Here is a 17,476-nt window from a genome sequence, read left to right as displayed (position 1 = left end):
TCAGGTTCATGCCCGAATACGTCAATTGGCTCCGCCACGCGTCTCCCTATATCAACGCTCACCGTGACTGTACCTTCGTGGTCATGCTCCCCGGCGACGGCGTTGAGCACCCCAACTTCGGCAATATCGTCCACGACCTGGTGCTGCTCCACAGCCTGGGGGTTCGCCTGGTGCTGGTGCACGGTTCACGGCCACAGATCGAAGCCCGTCTGGCGGCTCGCGGTCTGGCGCCCCATTACCATCACGGCCTGCGGATTACCGACGCGGCGACCCTGGAGTGCGTGATCGACGCCGTGGGCCAGTTGCGCATTGCCATCGAGGCGCGTCTGTCCATGGACATGGCCTCCTCGCCCATGCAGGGCTCGCGGTTGCGGGTCGCCAGCGGCAACCTGGTGACGGCCCGTCCGATCGGCGTGCTGGAAGGTGTCGACTACCACCACACCGGTGAAGTGCGTCGGGTCGATCGCAAGGGCATCAATCGCCTGCTGGACGAGCGCTCCATCGTGCTGCTGTCGCCTTTGGGGTATTCGCCCACTGGCGAAACCTTCAACCTGGCTTGCGAGGACGTGGCCACTCGCGCCGCCATCGATCTGGGGGCCGACAAGCTGCTGCTGTTCGGTGCCGACCCGGGGCTGCTGGATGAAAACGGCAAGCTGGTGCGCGAGTTGCGCCCGCAACAGGTTCCGGCCCACTTGCAGCGTCTGGGCAGCAATTACCAGGCCGAACTGCTGGATGCCGCTGCCGAGGCCTGTCGTGGGGGTGTGGGACGTAGCCACATCGTCAGTTATGCCGAAGATGGCGCCCTGCTGACGGAACTCTTTACCCGTGATGGCGGCGGCACCCTGGTGGCCCAAGAGCAATTCGAGCGGGTGCGCGAGGCGGCGATTGAAGATGTCGGTGGTTTGTTGGATCTGATCAGCCCGCTGGAAGAACAGGGCATCCTGGTACGGCGCTCCCGGGAGGTGCTGGAGCGTGAGATCGAACAGTTCAGCGTGGTCGAGCGCGAGGGCATGATCATTGCCTGCGCTGCCTTGTACCAGATTGCCGACTCCGACGCCGGCGAGCTGGCCTGCCTTGCGGTGAACCCGGAGTATCGTCATGGCAAGCGCGGTGATGAACTGTTGGAAAGGATTGAAACCCGGGCCCGTGCTCAAGGGTTGAAGACCTTGTTCGTCCTCACTACCCGCACCGCCCACTGGTTTCGCGAGCGGGGTTTTGTGCCCAGCAGCGTCGAACGTCTGCCGTCGGCCAGGGCCTCGCTGTACAACTACCAGCGCAATTCGAAGATCTTCGAAAAGGCCCTCTGAGTCCATTTCTGTTCTGCAATACACAGCGCCTCGACCCCAGGATCGAGGCGTTGTCGTTTTCTGCACATGTCAGAAAAATTTCATTTCGACACAAAAACTGTAACAAATTGACGGGAGGATAGGCTCTTAGCCATGATGCGTCGCTTTTTCGATCCTCCATGACGTTTTACGCCTCTGGCGCGGGGAGGACCTTGAAGGGCTGAATCGGGGAAAAATTTTCAGAAATAAGCTTGCGAGTGCCTAGGCCGGGACTCTCGGCTTTACAGTGGCTAGCGTTATTCCTGAAAAGCATGAAAAAGGACTAAACAATTCTTTTTGGGTTTATGAGTAATTCATTACCCTGCATGGACCAAATCACTGCGATTAGACCATGGTCGTAGACATAGATAGTTACGATTGACTTGTCGGTCACGGTCTGGCGCTAATCGCGCATCTGTGGCACCCGGGCGTTCGATCTGGGGCCAGGAACCACAAGAATTAGAAACGAGAGGAGCGAAACATGAACAAGTCCACCTTGGCCCTGGCTGTGGCCGTAGGGGTTTTGGCGCAGCAGGCAGGCGCCGCCGGTTTCATCGAAGACAGCAAGGCTACCTTGGGGCTGCGCAACTTCTACATCAATACCGATAACCGCGATGGCGATGCCAAAGCTGCGGGTGCCCAGAGTAAGCAGGAAGAGTGGGGCCAAGGCTTCCAACTCAACTTCACTTCCGGTTACACCGAGGGCACCGTCGGTTTCGGTCTGGATGCAATCGGCTTGCTGGGCATCAAGCTGGACTCGGGCGGCGGTACTAACGGCGCCACCTCCACTTCCTATGGCGGCACCGTCTTCCCAAGCAAGTCTAATGGCGAAGCCGTTGATAACTATTCCAGCCTGGGCCTGACTGCCAAAGCCAAGGTCTCGCAGACCGAACTGAAGCTGGGCACCCTGCAGCCAAAACTGCCGGTTATCGTGACCAACGATGGTCGCATGCTGCCGCAAACCTTCCAGGGCGGCCAGATCACTACCAACGAGATCAAGGATTTGACTCTGGTCGGTGGCCAGATCGAGCACGCCAAAGGTCGTAACTCCAGCAACAACGAAGAGTTGTCCATTGCTGGCGCCAATGCTCACACAGCAGCAGGCCGTGATAGCAACAAGTTCATCTACGGTGGCGGTGACTACAAAATCACCAAAGACCTGACGGCTCAGTACTACTACGGCAACCTGCAAGACTTCTACAAACAGCACTTCGTGGGCCTGCTGCACAACTGGGCTATCGGCCCGGGCGTATTGAAGTCTGACCTGCGCTACTTCAACAGCCGTAACGACGGTGCCAATGGCCACGACTCGGCTTACTACACCACCGGTGACTACGGCACTGGCATCACCAAGGGCAAGGTTGATAACCGTCTGCTCAGTGGCTTGTTCCTGTACTCGGTTTCCGGCCACACCTTCGGCGGCGGCTATCAGGTCAGCAACGGTGACAGCGATTTCCCTTGGCTGAACCAGGGTGACGGCTCGTCGGCTTACCTGACCACCGACATGCAGATCCAGAAATTCGCCCGTGCCGGCGAACGCACTTGGCAAGCTCGCTACTCCTACGATTTCGCCAAAGTGGGTCTGCCAGGTCTGACCGCAGGTGTGGTTTACCTGCGTGGCGACAACATCGATACATCCGGCAAGGTGGGGTCTACCACTCCTCAACGTACAGTTTCGGCCACTGGCCGCTCCGAGTGGGAACGCGACCTGACCGTTGCCTACGTGATTCCGGAAGGTCCGTTGAAAAACCTCGGCCTGACCTGGAAGAACGCCATGTGGCGTAATGACATCCCGGGCCAGCGCGATCAGGACGAAAACCGTCTGATCGTCAGCTACTCGATCCCGCTGTTGTAATAGCGTGATAAAGCCTCGCCCGGCGCAATGCCGGGCGAGGTATTGCTTCAAGTCAGGCCCACCCCCGTGAGCCCTTCCTGAATCCCCCTCTTTGTACAGCTACTCAAGGCCTTCTCGAACCTTGTTGAGAAGGGTGGTCTTCGCCTGCGCGCGCGTCCAGTGAAGAGATTTTTAATATTCAATTTGGTTATGAATAAATCGATATTTATTCTTTTTAAATAAGCTCCGGTGCAGGCAGAGTAGCTCCATCACGCACTCACAGGAGCAGCACCCCATGAGCCTCAGACTGGGCGACATCGCCCCCGACTTCGAACAGGATTCCAGTGCCGGCAAGATTCGTTTCCACGAGTGGCTGGGCGATAGCTGGGGCGTGCTGTTTTCCCACCCCGCAGACTTCACGCCGGTGTGCACCACCGAGCTGGGTTTCACCGCCAAGCTCAAGGACGAGTTCGCTCAGCGCGGAGTCAAAGCCATTGCCCTGTCGGTGGACCCGGTGGATTCCCATCACCGCTGGATCGAAGACATCAACGAAACCCAGCACACCATCGTCAATTTTCCGATCCTGGCGGACGCCGATCGCAAAGTGTCGGACCTCTATGACCTGATTCATCCCAATGCCAGCGACACGCTGACCGTGCGTTCGCTGTTCGTCATCGACCCGAACAAGAAGATTCGCCTGACCATCACCTATCCCGCCAGTACTGGGCGCAACTTCCACGAAATTCTCCGGGTGATTGACTCGTTGCAACTCACCGACAACTACAAAGTGGCCACTCCGGCCAACTGGCAGGACGGTGACGAGGTGGTGATAGTGCCCTCGCTCAAGGACGAGGAAGAGATCAAACGCCGCTTTCCCAGAGGTTATCGCGCAGTGAAGCCTTACCTGCGCCTGACGCCGCAGCCCAATCGCTGACCCACTCACCGCTGTAGGAGCCGGCTTGCCGGCGAAGGCGGTGGTGAGGCCGGTGCAGGTTTTGCGCAGCCTTTCGCAGGCAAGCCCGTTCCTACGCAGAGCGCCGAGGTAACAGAACCACAAAGCAGGGGTTTTAAGGCCGTTTCGACGGCCTATTTTTTTGCCTGGAAATCATCGTTCCTTATATTCATTTAAGGAATAAACAAATGAATAAATAAGATTTATGGATATAAAAATAGACTGTTAAGGTCTGTCCAGTCCGGCGAGATCGCATCCCGCGAATCGCTTTATCTTGTTCAAGGAATCCCCTGCATGCTGGTGGTCTCTCTCGGTGGCAGTCCCAGCCAACGCTCCCGTTCCGGGGTGCTGCTGGAGTTGGCCAAGCGCTGGTTGCAGCAACAAGGCGTGGAAGTGGTCAGTTACCAGGTGCGGGACTTCCCGGCCGAGGATCTGCTTCACGCTCGCTTTGACAGCGCCATGGTCATCAACCTGCTGCAACACATTGAACAGGCCGACGGCCTGCTGATCGCCACACCGGTGTACAAGGCGTCGTTTTCCGGGGCGCTGAAAACCCTGCTCGATCTGCTGCCGGAACGCGCACTGAGCCACAAGGTGGTGCTGCCCATGGCCACAGGCGGCAGCATCGCCCACATGCTGGCGGTGGATTACGCCCTCAAGCCTGTGCTCTCGGCACTCAAGGCTCAGGAAATGCTCCAGGGCATCTTTGCCGAGGACAGCCAGATCGCTTATGGCGAAGGCAGTGTGCAGCCGCAGCTGGCCGAGGCTCTAGAGCTGCGTTTGAAAGAGGCTCTGGAGCAGTTTCACAGCGCCATGGCCCGTCGCCCCAAACCGCTGGACCCGCATGTATTGAATGAACGGCTGTTGAGTGCTCGCTGGAGCATTTGAGCCACACCCCTGATTTGAAGTACTGGCCTTACTCGCCCGCCAACGGGCAAGCAGGTGCAGCCACAACCCCACAGCAAAAAGGAGAGCGCCATGCGCCCTGTCATTTTGCGTCGCGGTCTGGTCGCTCTGTTTGCTGCGGCTGTGTCCTTCGGCGCCATTGTTCAAGCTCAAGCCGAGACCTTGCGTATCGGTTATCAGAAATACGGCACCCTGGTGCTGCTCAAGGCCAAGGGCACCCTGGAAAAACGCCTGGCACAGCAGGGTGTGGACGTGAAGTGGACCGAGTTTCCTGGTGGTCCGCAGTTGCTGGAAGGGCTGAACGTCGGTTCCATCGACTTCGGCGTGACCGGCGAAACCCCGCCGGTGTTCGCCCAGGCCGCCGGTGCCGACCTGCTCTATGTGGCCTACGAACCACCGGCGCCCCATAGCGAAGCGATCCTGGTGCCCAAGGACTCGCCGATCAAGTCGGTGCAGGACCTCAAGGGCAAGAAAGTGGTGCTGAACAAGGGCTCCAACGTTCATTACCTGCTGGTCCGCGCCCTGGAAGACGCCGGCCTCAAGTACAGCGATATCCAGACCGTGTTCCTGCCTCCGGCCGATGCCCGAGCGGCGTTCGAGCGTGGCAGCGTCGACGCCTGGGTGATCTGGGACCCCTACCAGGCGGCAGCCGAGCAGCAACTGCAGGCACGCACGCTGCGTGACGGCAGTGGCATCGTCGACAACCACCAGTTCTACCTGGCGACCAAACCCTACGCACAGCAGCACCCCGAGGTGATCAAGGCCCTGGTGGAAGAAGTGCGGGCCGTGGGCGAGTGGTCCAAGGCCAACCCGCAGGAGGTCACCCAGCAAGTGGCGCCGCTGCTGGGTCTGTCTACCGACATCACCCTGACCTCGGTGAAACGCCAGGGCTACGGTGCGGCCTTCCTGACCCCGGAAGTGATCGCCGCGCAGCAGAAAATTGCCGACAGCTTCTATCAGCTCAAGCTGATTCCCAAGCCGCTGAGCATCAAAGACGTGATCTGGACGCCCCCTGCCGCCGTGGCCAAAGCGCCGTAAATCGACCCCTTAGGAGACAACTCCATGAGCCTCAACATCTTCTGGTTTCTGCCCACCCACGGCGACGGCCATTACCTTGGCACCGCCGAAGGCGCTCGCGCCGTGGATCATGCCTACCTGCAGCAGATCGCCCAGGCCGCCGACCGCCTGGGGTTTGGCGGGGTGCTGATCCCCACCGGGCGCTCCTGCGAGGATTCCTGGTTGGTAGCGGCTTCGCTGATTCCGGTGACCCAGCGTCTGAAGTTCCTGGTCGCCCTGCGCCCCGGGATCATTTCTCCGACGGTGGCGGCGCGTCAGGCGGCAACCCTGGATCGCTTGTCCGGTGGCCGGGCGCTGTTCAACCTGGTGACCGGGGGTGATCCGGACGAACTGGCCGGCGATGGCCTGTTCCTCGACCATGAAGAGCGTTACCAGGCCTCCGTGGAATTCACCCGTATCTGGCGCCGGGTGCTGGAAGGCGAAACCGTGGACTATGACGGCCAACACATCAGCGTGAAGGGCGCCAAGCTGCTCTATCCACCGCTGCAGCAACCGCGTCCGCCGCTGTATTTCGGTGGCTCTTCGGAAGCCGCCCAGGATCTGGCCGCCGAGCAGGTGGACATGGTCCTGACCTGGGGCGAGCCACCGGCCGCCGTGGCCGAGAAGATCCAGCAAGTGCGGGACAAGGCAGCCAAGCTCGGACGCTCCGTGCGCTTCGGCATCCGCCTGCACGTGATTGTGCGCGAAACCAATGCCGAGGCCTGGCAGGCCGCCGAGCGCCTGATTTCCCATCTGGACGACGACACCATCGCTCGGGCCCAGGCGTCCCTGGCGCGCTTCGATTCCGTGGGCCAGCAGCGCATGGCGGCCCTGCATGGGGGGCGTCGCGACAAGCTGGAAGTCAGCCCCAATCTCTGGGCCGGGGTGGGTCTGGTGCGTGGCGGGGCCGGCACCGCACTGGTGGGCGACGGCCCTACGGTGGCGGCGCGGATGAAAGAGTACGCGGACCTGGGCATCGATACCTTCATCTTCTCCGGTTATCCACACCTGGAAGAGTCCTATCGCGTGGCCGAGTTGCTGTTTCCGCACCTGGATATCGAACGGCCTAAGCTGCCCGAAGCCGCCGGTTACGTCAGCCCGTTCGGGGAGATGGTCGCCAATGACATCCTTCCCAAAGCCGCGTCCCAGAGCTGAGGTGCGGCCATGAATGGACAACGCATAGTGCATCGGCTGGCGCCCTGGGGGCTGCCGTTGCTGTTGCTCGCGGTGTGGCAACTGTCGGTGTCGGCGGGTTGGCTGTCGACCCGCATCCTGCCGGCTCCCAGCGCGGTGATCGAAGCCGGGATCAGCCTGGTCCGCAGCGGTGATATCTGGACCCACCTGGCTATCAGTGGCTGGCGTGCGGGGCTGGGCTTTGTCATCGGTGGCGGTATCGGCCTGGTGCTGGGCTTCATCACCGGCTTGTCGAAATGGGGTGAACGCTTGCTGGACAGCTCGGTGCAGATGATCCGCAACGTACCGCACTTGGCGCTGATTCCCCTGGTGATTCTGTGGTTCGGCATCGACGAGTCGGCGAAGATTTTCCTGGTGGCGCTGGGCACTCTGTTTCCGATCTACCTCAACACGTACCACGGCATTCGCAACGTCGATCCGGCGCTGGTGGAAATGGCCCGTAGCTATGGCTTGTCGGGGTTTGCGCTGTTTCGCCAAGTGATCCTGCCGGGAGCCTTGCCCTCGATCCTGGTGGGCGTGCGTTTTGCCCTGGGCTTCATGTGGCTGACCCTGATCGTCGCGGAAACCATCTCCGCCAGCTCCGGCATCGGCTATCTGGCCATGAATGCCCGGGAGTTCCTGCAGACCGATGTGGTGGTGCTGGCCATCGTCATGTATGCGCTGCTAGGCAAGCTTGCAGACCTTGCGGCGCGGGGCCTGGAACGAGTCTGGCTGCGCTGGCATCCGGCCTATCAAGTGGCCAGGGGAGATGCCCAATGACGGCTCAACAACCTCCACGGCTGCTGCGGGGCATTCCCCTGGCCGTGCGCAAATTGCAAAAGACCTTTGGGACGCGGCAGGTGCTGCGGGAAATCGATCTGCACATTCCTGCCGGTCAGTTCGTGGCTGTGGTGGGCCGCAGCGGTTGCGGCAAAAGCACCTTGCTGCGCCTGCTGGCCGGTCTCGACCAGCCTTCGGGCGGTGAGTTGCTGGCCGGTTCCGCGCCCTTGAGCGCAGCCATCGAAGACACCCGGCTGATGTTCCAGGAGGCGCGTTTGCTGCCCTGGAAGAAAGTCATCGACAACGTTGGGCTCGGCCTCAAGGGCCACTGGCGGCCCCAGGCCCTGGAAGCCCTTGAGGCGGTGGGCCTGGCCGATCGCGCCCATGAATGGCCGGCGGCGCTGTCAGGTGGCCAGAAGCAGCGGGTGGCCTTGGCGCGAGCCCTGATTCACCAGCCGCGACTGTTGCTGCTGGACGAGCCGCTGGGAGCACTGGATGCCTTGACCCGGATCGAGATGCAGCAGTTGATCGAACGTTTATGGCAGCAACATGGCTTCACCGTATTGCTGGTGACCCACGATGTCAGCGAAGCCGTGGCAATTGCCGATCGGGTGATCCTGATCGAGGACGGCGAGGTGGGCCTTGACCTGCACGTCGAGCTGCCACGCCCGCGGGTGCGCGGTTCCCATCGCCTGGCGGCCCTGGAAACCGAAGTCCTCAATCGCGTGCTGTCACTGCCAGGCTCACCGCCGGAGCCGGAACCCGTTTCACCCTTGCCCACGCAGTTGCGCTGGGCTCTTTAAAACAGCGACTCATATTCGACCCCAGGAGAAATACCATGACCATTAAAGCCATCAACGTACGCAATCAGTTCAAAGGCACCATCAAGGAAATCGTCGAAGGTGATGTGCTGTCGGAAATCGATGTGCAGACGGCTTCCGGGATTGTCACTTCGGTGATCACCACCCGCTCGGTCAAGGAGCTGGAACTGTCCATCGGCAGCGAGGTGATTGCCTTCGTGAAATCCACCGAGGTGTCGATCGCCAAGTTGTGAGCGATGCAGTGCAACAGCCCCGAAGGGTGCAAGTCCTTCGGGGCTTTTTTCATGGACGCTGTAAATAACGGTCAGATTTGATACTTTCCCTGCTTTCGGCAAGGCCTGAACAGTACAAACATGACAACAGAGCAGGGTCCAAACGTAGGGTATCTGGAGTTTGATCGCGAGCGCTGGTCAGCTCTGCGGGCCGCAGAACCCATGAGTCTGTCACCGTCCGAGATGGAGACGCTGACCAGTCCGACCCAGCCCATGGCGCCCGAGGAGGTGAGGCAGATCCTGCTCCCGCTGTCGCGCCTGCTGCATTTGCATGCGGCCCAGGTAGAGTCACTCAAGGCCCCCCAGGCAGGTTTCAAGGCGCCTTATGTCATAGGTGTTTCCGGCAGTGTCGCGGTGGGCAAAAGCAGTTTTGCCAGGGTCCTGGCGGCCCTTCTGGCCTATTGGCCGGACAAGCCCAATGTGCATCTGGTGACTACGGACTCCTTTCTTTTCCCCCTGGCGACCCTTCAGGAAAAAAATATCCTGCACCGCAAGGGATTTCCCGAGTCCTACGATGAGCCGTTGTTCGTGGATTTTCTGCAATCGGTGTGCAGGAAGGGTGAGTCCGTGAAGATCCCCATCTACTCCCACGTCCGCTACGACATCCTGGCCGATGAGGCGCAGTCGGTGGAGGCTCCGGACATCATCATCCTCGAAGGCCTGAATGTACTGCAGGGGGAGCAGGGGCAAGGCCTGAGCTCCCTGGATTTCATCGACTTCTCCATTTACGTCGATGCGTCCGAGGAGGCGATCAAAGCCTGGTACCTGGAGCGCTTTGTCTACTTGAAGAACACCACTTTTCAGGCGGCAGATTCCTATTTCAACAAGTACAAGGGGCTTTCGGACCTTGACGCCTTGTCGGTGGCGTCCGATACCTGGGACCGGGTCAATCTGAAGAATCTCGTCGAAAACATCCTGCCGACCCGGGAACGGGCGAACCTGATCATTCACAAATCAGCGGATCACAGCATCGACAGGTTGCTGCTGCGGCAGGTGTGAGCGCTCAGAGCGGCGTTGGGCGCTTGGGCAGGTAGGGCGGCAAGTAAAGGCTCAGGTAGGCATCGAAGACCCGCATGCCTTCCTCCGCCATGCGCGGGGTGATCTGCCCGTGCTGCTGCACCGATCGCGCGTACACCCGGTCTCCCAGCTCCATGGCCAGGGCGAATACATCCACATCCTGGGGCAGTGTCGGCAGCTCGAAGTGGTGATTGAACAGCTTGTGCATCAGGTCACCCAGCTCAATGTCGTGCTGGCGATCGGCCTGGGTGACTTCCGTCAAACCGTGCTGGGCAAGGATCAACTGGCGGGCCGCCGCGTCCTCGCCGTAGATGTCGAGCATGCGTTGTTCGACCAGGCGTGACAGGTCCCGCCAACTGTCGAGCCGGTCGTGGTCGATGGGCGCTTGCAGGCAGGCGCGAAACGCTGCGTGGACATCGGCGGTCAGGGCTTCCAGCAGGGCCGGGACACTGGCGAAGAAGTGATAGACCGAGGACGGTGGAATCTGCGCCCGTTCGGCCACGCTGTAGATCGACAGGCTGGCCACACCCTCGCTGGCGAGCAGGGTCCGGGCGGCGTCGAGTATCGAGTCGATCCGGGCCTGGCTGCGTGCACGGGGTTTGCGAAGAGGGGCGGTGCGCGTCATCGGTGTCTCCTACTGGGCAGCGGGCATTGTACGCGAGAGCGTCAGAATTCCTGTATCCGCCGGCCATGGATCAGTAGCACAAAAAAACGCCGCGGGGCTGTCAGCTCCGCGGCGTTTTTTTTGCAACAACCGCTTAAACGGTGTGCAGGTACCAGTTGTACTCGAGGTCGGAGATGGAGTGTTCGAACTCTTCCAGCTCGCTCTCTTTGCAGGCCACGAAGATATCGATGTACTTCGGATCGATGTACTTGGCCATTACCTCACTGTCGTCCAGCTCGCGCAGGGCATCGCGCAAGTTGTTCGGCAGGCTCTGCTCGTTCTGCTCGTAGCTGTTGCCTTCGGTCGGCGCCGGTGGCTCGATCTTGTTGGTCAGGCCGTGGTGCACGCCCGCCAGGACCGAGGCCATCAACAAGTACGGGTTGGCGTCGGCGCCGGCGACCCGGTGTTCCAGGCGCACGGCATCGGCCGAACCGGTCGGCACCCGCAGGGCCACGGTGCGGTTGTCCAGGCCCCAGCTCGGCGAGTTCGGCACATAGAACTGTGCGCCGAAACGACGGTAGGAGTTGACGTTCGGGCAGAGGAAGGCCATCTGCGCCGGCAGGGTCTCGAGCACACCGCCGATCGCGTGACGCAGTGCGGCGTTCTGCTCGGGATCCTCGCTGGCAAAGATGTTCTTGCCATCTTTATCCAGAACCGAAATGTGGACGTGCAGACCGTTGCCCGCCTGGCCTGGGTAAGGCTTGGCCATGAAGGTGGTATCCATCTCATGGTCGTAGGCGATGTTCTTGATCAGGCGCTTGAGCAGTACCGCGTAGTCGCATGCCTTGATCGGGTCGGCCACGTGGTGCAGGTTGACTTCGAATTGTGCCGGGGCACTTTCCTTGACGATGGCGTCGGCCGGGATGCCTTGTTCCTTGGCACCTTCCAGAATGTCCTGGAGGCAGTCGACGTATTCGTCGAGATCGTCGATCAGGTAGACCTGGGTGGAGTGCGGGCGTTTGCCGGAGATCGGCGAACGTGGCGGTTGTGGACGGCCGTTCACGTTCTCCTGGTCGATCAGGTAGAACTCCAGTTCGAAGGCGGCGCAGATGGTCAGTCCCAGTTCGTCGAACTTGGCCACGACCTGGCGCAGTACTTCTCGTGGATCGGCGAAGAACGGATCGCCTTCAAGCTCGTGCATGGTCATCAGCAGTTGCGCGGTAGGACGCTTCTGCCAGGGCTCGTTGCACAGGGTATCGGGGATTGGATAGCAGATTCGGTCAGCATCGCCGATGTCCAGGCCCAGGCCGGTGCTTTCCACCGTAGAGCCATTGATATCCAGGGCAAACAGGGAGGCCGGCAGGTTGATGCCTTTCTCGTAAACCTTGTGGAGGCTGGTGCGTTCGATGCGCTTGCCGCGCACCACACCATTCATATCCGCAATCAGAAGGTCAACGTACAGAACCTCAGGATGTTCCTTAAGGAACGCGTTCGCTTCGTTGAGCTGAACGGCACGCGGGGGTACCGACATGATGCAACACCTTTGTTGTTAAAAATATCAATCATTGATCTTTTCTGGTTTCAGTCAACCCGAACGGCATGCCGAAGTCAAGTAAGGCTCTTTACGCCCTAATAAAGGGCTGGCGAGGCTCTTTTGGGGCAAAACAGGGCGTTTTTTGGGACTCGACTGCCTCGGGTAGCGCAGACTTGAGCGGGCCGTGTTGTATTTTTTACGGGGGTGTTGTGTAAAAAAATGAACAAGGCTAAGCTCGAATCAAACCCATAACAGCAATAATACCGGGGTGTTTCATGTCTCGCCTGCCGTTAATCGGCATCACCGCCTGCTCCAGGCAGATCGGTCTGCATGCCTATCACATCAGTGGCGACGAGTATGTACAGGCAGTAGCCAGCGCAGCCCAGGGCGTGCCGGTGATTCTTCCGTCCGTGGCGCAGTTGCTTTCCCCGTCCGATATTCTGGACGGTCTGGACGGCATCCTCTTTACCGGTTCTCCCTCCAATATCGAACCTTTCCATTACCAGGGGCCTGCCAGCGCGCCGGGCACTGCTCATGATTCTGCACGGGACGCGGCCACTCTGCCGCTGTTGAATGCCGCCGTCGAAGCCGGTGTTCCGGTGCTGGGCATCTGTCGTGGATTCCAGGAAATGAATGTAGCCCTGGGCGGCAGCCTTCATCAGAACGTGCATGACGTGCAGCCGTTCATGGATCACCGCCATGATGACGAGCCTGGTCAGCCCCTGGATGCCTGGTACGCGCCTGCCCATGATTTGCACGTCCAGGCGGGTGGGGTCCTGGCAAATCTGGGCCTGCCGCAGAAGATTCAAGTCAACTCGATTCATGCTCAAGGCGTTGAACGTCTGGCGCCGGGCCTGCGGGTCGAGGCGCTGGCGCCTGACGGTCTGGTGGAAGCCATCTCGGTCGAGGGAGGCAAGGCATTTGCTTTGGGGGTGCAATGGCACCCCGAATGGCAGGTAAGCTGCAATCCTCACTATCTGGCCATCTTCCAGGCTTTTGGTGATGCCTGCCGCAAACGGGCAAAACAACGCGACGCCGAAGCGTCACACAACGCCTGACTTAATAGAGAGTCAGGAAACTCAGCCTAGAGGCATTTATGAGTAACAACCTCGACCAGCTCACCGATTGGTTGAAAGACCACAAGATCACAGAAGTCGAATGCATGATCGGCGACTTGACCGGTATCACCCGGGGCAAGATCTCGCCGACCAACAAGTTCATTGCCGAAAAAGGCATGCGCCTGCCCGAGAGCGTGCTGTTGCAGACCGTGACCGGCGACTATGTCGAAGACGACATCTATTACGAGTTGCTGGACCCGGCGGACATCGACATGATTTGCCGCCCCGACCAGAACGCGGTGTACCTCGTGCCCTGGGCCATCGAACCCACTGCCCAGGTGATCCACGACACCTACGACAAGCAGGGCAACCCTATCGAGCTGTCGCCCCGCAACGTCTTGAAGAAGGTGCTCAAGCTCTACGCCGACCACGGCTGGCAGCCCATCGTGGCGCCGGAGATGGAGTTCTACCTGACCAAGCGCAGCGACGACCCGGACTACCCGCTGCAGCCGCCGATCGGCCGTTCCGGCCGCCCTGAAACCGGTCGCCAGTCGTTCTCCATCGAAGCGGCCAACGAATTCGATCCGCTGTTCGAAGATGTCTACGACTGGTGCGAACTGCAGGAGCTGGACCTGGACACCCTGATCCATGAAGACGGCACGGCGCAGATGGAGATCAACTTCCGTCACGGCGACGCCCTGTCCCTGGCCGACCAGATCCTGGTGTTCAAGCGCACCATGCGCGAGGCGGCCCTCAAGCACGACGTGGCGGCCACCTTCATGGCCAAGCCCATGACCGGCGAGCCTGGTAGCGCCATGCATTTGCACCAGAGCATCATCGACATCAACACCGGCAAGAACGTCTTCTCCAACGAAGACGGAACCATGAGCCAGCTGTTCCTCAACCACATTGGCGGGCTGCAGAAGTTCATCCCCGAGTTGCTGCCGCTGTTCGCTCCCAACGTCAACTCGTTCCGCCGCTTCCTGCCCGATACCTCGGCGCCGGTAAACGTCGAGTGGGGCGAAGAGAACCGCACCGTGGGCCTGCGGGTGCCGGATGCCGGACCGCAGAACCGTCGGGTGGAAAACCGCCTGCCGGGCGCCGACGCCAACCCTTACCTGGCCATTGCTGCCAGCCTGCTGTGCGGTTTCATCGGCATGGTCGAAGGCCACAACCCGAGCGCGCCAGTGGTCGGTCGTGGTTATGAACGACGCAACCTGCGCCTGCCGTTGACCATCGAGGACGCCCTGGAGCGTATGGAAAACAGCAAGACCATCGAGAAGTACCTGGGCCAGAAGTTCATCACCGGCTATGTCGCGGTGAAGCGGGCCGAGCACGAAAACTTCAAGCGCGTGATCAGTTCGTGGGAGCGGGAATTCCTGCTGTTCGCCGTCTGATTCGCCGGGCGCCGCTGCCCCCCAGCGGCGCCTTCACTGACACTTAGGAGAGATTGATGACTCATAAAAACCCGCAAACCCGCGAGTGGCAAACCCTCAGCAGTGATCACCACCTGGCGCCTTTCAGTGACTTCAAGCAATTGAAGGAGAAGGGGCCGCGGATCATCACCCATGCCAAGGGTGTGTACCTCTGGGACAGTGAAGGCAATCAGATTCTCGACGGCATGGCCGGCCTGTGGTGCGTAGCCATTGGCTATGGCCGTGATGAACTGGCGGAAGCGGCCAGCAAGCAAATGCGCGAACTGCCCTATTACAACCTGTTCTTCCAGACCGCCCACCCGCCGGTGCTGGAGCTGTCCAAGGCGATCGCTGATATCGCGCCAGAAGGCATGAACCACGTGTTCTTCACCGGTTCCGGCTCCGAAGGCAACGACACCATGCTGCGCATGGTCCGCCATTACTGGGCGATCAAGGGCCAGCCGAACAAGAAGACCATCATCAGCCGGGTCAATGGCTACCACGGTTCCACCGTGGCCGGTGCCAGCCTCGGCGGCATGACCTACATGCACGAACAGGGCGACCTGCCGATCCCGGGTATCGTTCATATCCCGCAACCGTACTGGTTCGGTGAAGGTGGCGACATGAGCCCCGAAGAGTTCGGTATCTGGGCGGCCAACCAGTTGGAAGAGAAGATTCTGGAACTGGGTGTGGATAACGTCGGTGCCTTTATCGCCGAGCCGATCCAGGGCGCTGGCGGCGTGATTGTGCCGCCGGACAGCTACTGGCCGCGGATCAAGGAAATCCTCGCCAAGTACGACATCCTCTTCGTCGCCGACGAAGTGATCTGTGGCTTCGGCCGCACCGGTGAGTGGTTCGGTAGCGATTTCTACGACCTCAAGCCCGACATGATGACCATCGCCAAGGGTCTGACCTCCGGCTACATCCCCATGGGCGGCCTGATTGTCCGTGACGAAGTGGTGGCGGTGCTCAACGAGGGCGGCGATTTCAACCACGGTTTCACCTACTCCGGCCATCCGGTGGCCGCAGCCGTGGCCCTGGAAAACATCCGCATCATGCGCGATGAAAAAATTATCCAGCGCGCCCACGAAAAAGCGGCACCCTATTTGCAGAAACGTCTGCGTGAGCTGAGTGATCATCCGTTGGTGGGTGAGGTTCGCGGGGTAGGCCTGCTGGGGGCGATCGAGCTGGTCAAGGACAAGGCCACCCGCGCGCGCTATGAAGGCCGCGGCGTGGGCATGATCTGCCGACAGTTCTGCTTCGATAACGGTCTGATCATGCGTGCCGTGGGCGACACCATGATCATTGCGCCACCGCTGGTGATCAGCGAGGCGGAGATCGACGAACTGGTGGCCAAGGCGCGCAAGTGCCTGGATCTGACCTTGAGTGTGCTGCAGAACTGAGTGCTAGGCTTTGAGCGTGGTGCTTGCGGGCACGGCGCTCGAAGCAGATATAAAGGATGGGTCTTTCCTTGAAAGCCGGCCTTGGATCTTGCCAGACTACCCGCCGTTTTGGTTGCCCTGAGACTGGCCGCTGAGCGAGTGGTTAAAAAAGAATAATTGGAGCATTACGCATGAAGGCATTAGGTATGAAGTTAGCTGGCAAGACCCTCCTCGCCATGTCCCTGATGGGCGTGATGGCGGCGGCAGCGCAGGCGGACGATAAAGTACTGCACGTTTATAACTGGTCCGATTACATCGCCCCGGACACCATCAAGAAATTTGAAGCCGAGTCGGGCATCAAAGTGGTCTATGACGTGTTCGACAGCAACGAAACCCTGGAAGCCAAGTTGCTCGCCGGCAAATCCGGTTACGACGTAGTCGTGCCTTCCAACAACTTCCTGGCCAAGCAGATCAAGGCCGGTGTCTATCAGGAACTGGACAAGTCCAAGTTGCCGAACTGGAAAAACCTCAACGAATCGCTGCTCAAGGCGGTATCGGTGAGCGACCCGGGCAACAAGCACGCCTTCCCTTACATGTGGGGTTCGATCGGCATCGGTTTCAACGCCGAGAAGGTCAAGGCGGTATTGGGTGCCGACGCACCGACCAACTCCTGGGACCTGCTGTTCAAGCCGGAAAACGCCGAGAAGTTGAAGGCTTGTGGCGTCAGTTTCCTCGATTCGCCAACCGAGATGATTCCGGTGGCGCTGCACTACCTGGGCTACCCGACCGACAGTCAGGACAAGAAGCAACTGGCTGAAGCCGAAGCCCTGTTCCTCAAGATCCGTCCTTCGATCGCCTATTTCCACTCGTCCAAGTACATCTCCGACCTGGCTAACGGCAATATCTGCGTCGCCGTGGGTTACTCGGGCGATATCTATCAGGCCAAGGCCCGTGCCGCCGAAGCCGGTGACAAGGTCAAGGTCAGCTACAACATTCCGAAAGAGGGTGCTGGCAGCTTCTACGACATGGTCGCCATCCCTAAAGACGCGGAAAACGTCGACGGCGCCTACAAGTTCATGACCTTCCTGCAAAAGCCTGAAGTCATGGCCGAAATCACCAACGCCGTGCGTTTCCCCAACGGTAACGCGGCTGCAACCCCGTTGGTCGATAAAGACATCACCAGCGACCCGGGCGTTTACCCGCCAGCTGACGTACAGGCCAAGCTGTACGCGATTGCTGACCTGCCGGCCGCGACCCAGCGCATCCTGACCCGCAGCTGGACCAAGATCAAATCCGGCAAATAAGCCAATTTGCAGCACGACCTGTTGCCGTCATCGTGGCGAGGGC

16 protein-coding genes are annotated in these 17,476 nt (G+C 60.0%); 14 read left to right on the top strand and 2 right to left on the bottom strand.

Going from position 1 to position 17,476, the window contains the following annotated elements:
• Nucleotides 1–8 precede the first annotated feature (8 nt).
• The 10 genes from argA (at nucleotide 9) to coaA (ending at nucleotide 10,118) form a co-directional block, all read left to right on the top strand.
• The gene (argA, locus tag ACMGF8_RS03400; RefSeq protein ID WP_102862158.1) at nucleotides 9–1,307 is read left to right on the top strand and encodes an amino-acid N-acetyltransferase; all 1,299 of its coding nucleotides are present in this window, start codon (nucleotides 9–11) and stop codon (nucleotides 1,305–1,307) included.
• A gap of 499 nt (nucleotides 1,308–1,806) precedes the next feature.
• Entirely contained in the window at nucleotides 1,807–3,180 is a 1,374-nt protein-coding gene (locus tag ACMGF8_RS03395) for an OprD family porin (RefSeq protein WP_102862157.1), read from the top strand.
• A 274-nt stretch (nucleotides 3,181–3,454) separates the two neighbouring features.
• On the top strand, nucleotides 3,455–4,093 hold the full coding sequence (locus ACMGF8_RS03390; RefSeq protein WP_102862156.1) for a peroxiredoxin: 639 nt from the start codon (nucleotides 3,455–3,457) through the stop codon (nucleotides 4,091–4,093).
• A 312-nt stretch (nucleotides 4,094–4,405) separates the two neighbouring features.
• Nucleotides 4,406–4,999, top strand: a complete 594-nt coding sequence (gene ssuE, locus ACMGF8_RS03385; RefSeq protein WP_102862155.1) for an NADPH-dependent FMN reductase — start codon at nucleotides 4,406–4,408, stop codon at nucleotides 4,997–4,999.
• 90 nt (nucleotides 5,000–5,089) lie between these two features.
• Entirely contained in the window at nucleotides 5,090–6,055 is a 966-nt protein-coding gene (locus ACMGF8_RS03380) for a sulfonate ABC transporter substrate-binding protein (protein WP_102862154.1), read from the top strand.
• 24 nt (nucleotides 6,056–6,079) lie between these two features.
• Complete coding sequence (gene ssuD, locus ACMGF8_RS03375; RefSeq protein ID WP_102862153.1) at nucleotides 6,080–7,228, top strand: FMNH2-dependent alkanesulfonate monooxygenase; 1,149 nt, start codon at nucleotides 6,080–6,082, stop codon at nucleotides 7,226–7,228.
• Between the two features lie 9 nt (nucleotides 7,229–7,237).
• A complete protein-coding gene (gene ssuC, locus ACMGF8_RS03370) occupies nucleotides 7,238–8,026 on the top strand; it encodes an aliphatic sulfonate ABC transporter permease SsuC (protein ID WP_102862152.1) in 789 nt (262 codons plus the stop codon).
• A complete protein-coding gene (ssuB, locus tag ACMGF8_RS03365; protein ID WP_416758683.1) occupies nucleotides 8,023–8,829 on the top strand; it encodes an aliphatic sulfonates ABC transporter ATP-binding protein in 807 nt (268 codons plus the stop codon). The genes ssuC and ssuB overlap by 4 nt, the downstream gene beginning before the upstream one ends.
• A gap of 35 nt (nucleotides 8,830–8,864) precedes the next feature.
• Complete coding sequence (locus ACMGF8_RS03360; protein ID WP_011064106.1) at nucleotides 8,865–9,080, top strand: TOBE domain-containing protein; 216 nt, start codon at nucleotides 8,865–8,867, stop codon at nucleotides 9,078–9,080.
• Nucleotides 9,081–9,200: 120 nt separating this feature from the next.
• Nucleotides 9,201–10,118: a type I pantothenate kinase gene (gene coaA, locus ACMGF8_RS03355; RefSeq protein ID WP_416758681.1), complete on the top strand. Its 918-nt coding sequence runs from the start codon at nucleotides 9,201–9,203 to the stop codon at nucleotides 10,116–10,118.
• A 4-nt stretch (nucleotides 10,119–10,122) separates the two neighbouring features.
• On the opposite strand, the gene ACMGF8_RS03350 is transcribed toward coaA, so the two are convergent.
• Together ACMGF8_RS03350 and ACMGF8_RS03345 are read right to left on the bottom strand one after the other, a co-directional pair.
• Nucleotides 10,123–10,761, bottom strand: a complete 639-nt coding sequence (locus ACMGF8_RS03350) for a TetR/AcrR family transcriptional regulator (RefSeq protein ID WP_110594277.1) — start codon at nucleotides 10,759–10,761, stop codon at nucleotides 10,123–10,125.
• A 133-nt stretch (nucleotides 10,762–10,894) separates the two neighbouring features.
• The gene (locus tag ACMGF8_RS03345) at nucleotides 10,895–12,271 is read right to left on the bottom strand and encodes a glutamine synthetase family protein (RefSeq protein WP_085581012.1); all 1,377 of its coding nucleotides are present in this window, start codon (nucleotides 12,269–12,271) and stop codon (nucleotides 10,895–10,897) included.
• 278 nt (nucleotides 12,272–12,549) lie between these two features.
• Here ACMGF8_RS03345 and ACMGF8_RS03340 point away from each other — a divergent pair, with 278 nt between their 5' ends.
• The 4 genes from ACMGF8_RS03340 to ACMGF8_RS03325 all read left to right on the top strand — a co-directional run bounded on the left by ACMGF8_RS03340 (nucleotide 12,550) and on the right by ACMGF8_RS03325 (nucleotide 17,433).
• Nucleotides 12,550–13,332, top strand: coding sequence for a gamma-glutamyl-gamma-aminobutyrate hydrolase family protein (locus ACMGF8_RS03340; protein ID WP_102862148.1), 783 nt, complete (start codon nucleotides 12,550–12,552; stop codon nucleotides 13,330–13,332).
• Between the two features lie 38 nt (nucleotides 13,333–13,370).
• The gene (locus tag ACMGF8_RS03335; RefSeq protein ID WP_102862147.1) at nucleotides 13,371–14,729 is read left to right on the top strand and encodes a glutamine synthetase family protein; all 1,359 of its coding nucleotides are present in this window, start codon (nucleotides 13,371–13,373) and stop codon (nucleotides 14,727–14,729) included.
• 56 nt (nucleotides 14,730–14,785) lie between these two features.
• Nucleotides 14,786–16,150, top strand: coding sequence for an aspartate aminotransferase family protein (locus ACMGF8_RS03330; protein WP_102862146.1), 1,365 nt, complete (start codon nucleotides 14,786–14,788; stop codon nucleotides 16,148–16,150).
• Nucleotides 16,151–16,335: 185 nt separating this feature from the next.
• On the top strand, nucleotides 16,336–17,433 hold the full coding sequence (locus ACMGF8_RS03325; RefSeq protein ID WP_102862145.1) for a polyamine ABC transporter substrate-binding protein: 1,098 nt from the start codon (nucleotides 16,336–16,338) through the stop codon (nucleotides 17,431–17,433).
• Nucleotides 17,434–17,476 lie beyond the last annotated feature (43 nt).

The organism is Pseudomonas sp. BNK-7 (genome assembly GCF_048072025.1).
Classification (GTDB): domain Bacteria; phylum Pseudomonadota; class Gammaproteobacteria; order Pseudomonadales; family Pseudomonadaceae; genus Aquipseudomonas; species Aquipseudomonas danubii.
Note: the sequence above shows the minus strand (reverse complement) of the source record. Positions and strands in the feature narration are given on the sequence as shown.

Excerpts from the sequence above, each read along its gene's own strand:
- ACMGF8_RS03345 (WP_085581012.1), bottom strand. The coding sequence starts at position 12,271 with ATGTCGGTACCCCCGCGTGCCGTTCAGCTCAACGAAGCGAACGCGTTC.
- ssuC (WP_102862152.1), top strand. The coding sequence starts at position 7,238 with ATGAATGGACAACGCATAGTGCATCGGCTGGCGCCCTGGGGGCTGCCG.
- ssuE (WP_102862155.1), top strand. The coding sequence starts at position 4,406 with ATGCTGGTGGTCTCTCTCGGTGGCAGTCCCAGCCAACGCTCCCGTTCC.
- ACMGF8_RS03350 (WP_110594277.1), bottom strand. The coding sequence starts at position 10,761 with ATGACGCGCACCGCCCCTCTTCGCAAACCCCGTGCACGCAGCCAGGCC.
- ACMGF8_RS03390 (WP_102862156.1), top strand. The coding sequence starts at position 3,455 with ATGAGCCTCAGACTGGGCGACATCGCCCCCGACTTCGAACAGGATTCC.
- ACMGF8_RS03340 (WP_102862148.1), top strand. The coding sequence starts at position 12,550 with ATGTCTCGCCTGCCGTTAATCGGCATCACCGCCTGCTCCAGGCAGATC.
- ACMGF8_RS03395 (WP_102862157.1), top strand. The coding sequence starts at position 1,807 with ATGAACAAGTCCACCTTGGCCCTGGCTGTGGCCGTAGGGGTTTTGGCG.
- ACMGF8_RS03360 (WP_011064106.1), top strand. The coding sequence starts at position 8,865 with ATGACCATTAAAGCCATCAACGTACGCAATCAGTTCAAAGGCACCATC.
- ACMGF8_RS03335 (WP_102862147.1), top strand. The coding sequence starts at position 13,371 with ATGAGTAACAACCTCGACCAGCTCACCGATTGGTTGAAAGACCACAAG.
- coaA (WP_416758681.1), top strand. The coding sequence starts at position 9,201 with ATGACAACAGAGCAGGGTCCAAACGTAGGGTATCTGGAGTTTGATCGC.
- ACMGF8_RS03380 (WP_102862154.1), top strand. The coding sequence starts at position 5,090 with ATGCGCCCTGTCATTTTGCGTCGCGGTCTGGTCGCTCTGTTTGCTGCG.
- ssuD (WP_102862153.1), top strand. The coding sequence starts at position 6,080 with ATGAGCCTCAACATCTTCTGGTTTCTGCCCACCCACGGCGACGGCCAT.
- ssuB (WP_416758683.1), top strand. The coding sequence starts at position 8,023 with ATGACGGCTCAACAACCTCCACGGCTGCTGCGGGGCATTCCCCTGGCC.
- argA (WP_102862158.1), top strand. The coding sequence starts at position 9 with ATGCCCGAATACGTCAATTGGCTCCGCCACGCGTCTCCCTATATCAAC.
- ACMGF8_RS03330 (WP_102862146.1), top strand. The coding sequence starts at position 14,786 with ATGACTCATAAAAACCCGCAAACCCGCGAGTGGCAAACCCTCAGCAGT.
- ACMGF8_RS03325 (WP_102862145.1), top strand. The coding sequence starts at position 16,336 with ATGAAGTTAGCTGGCAAGACCCTCCTCGCCATGTCCCTGATGGGCGTG.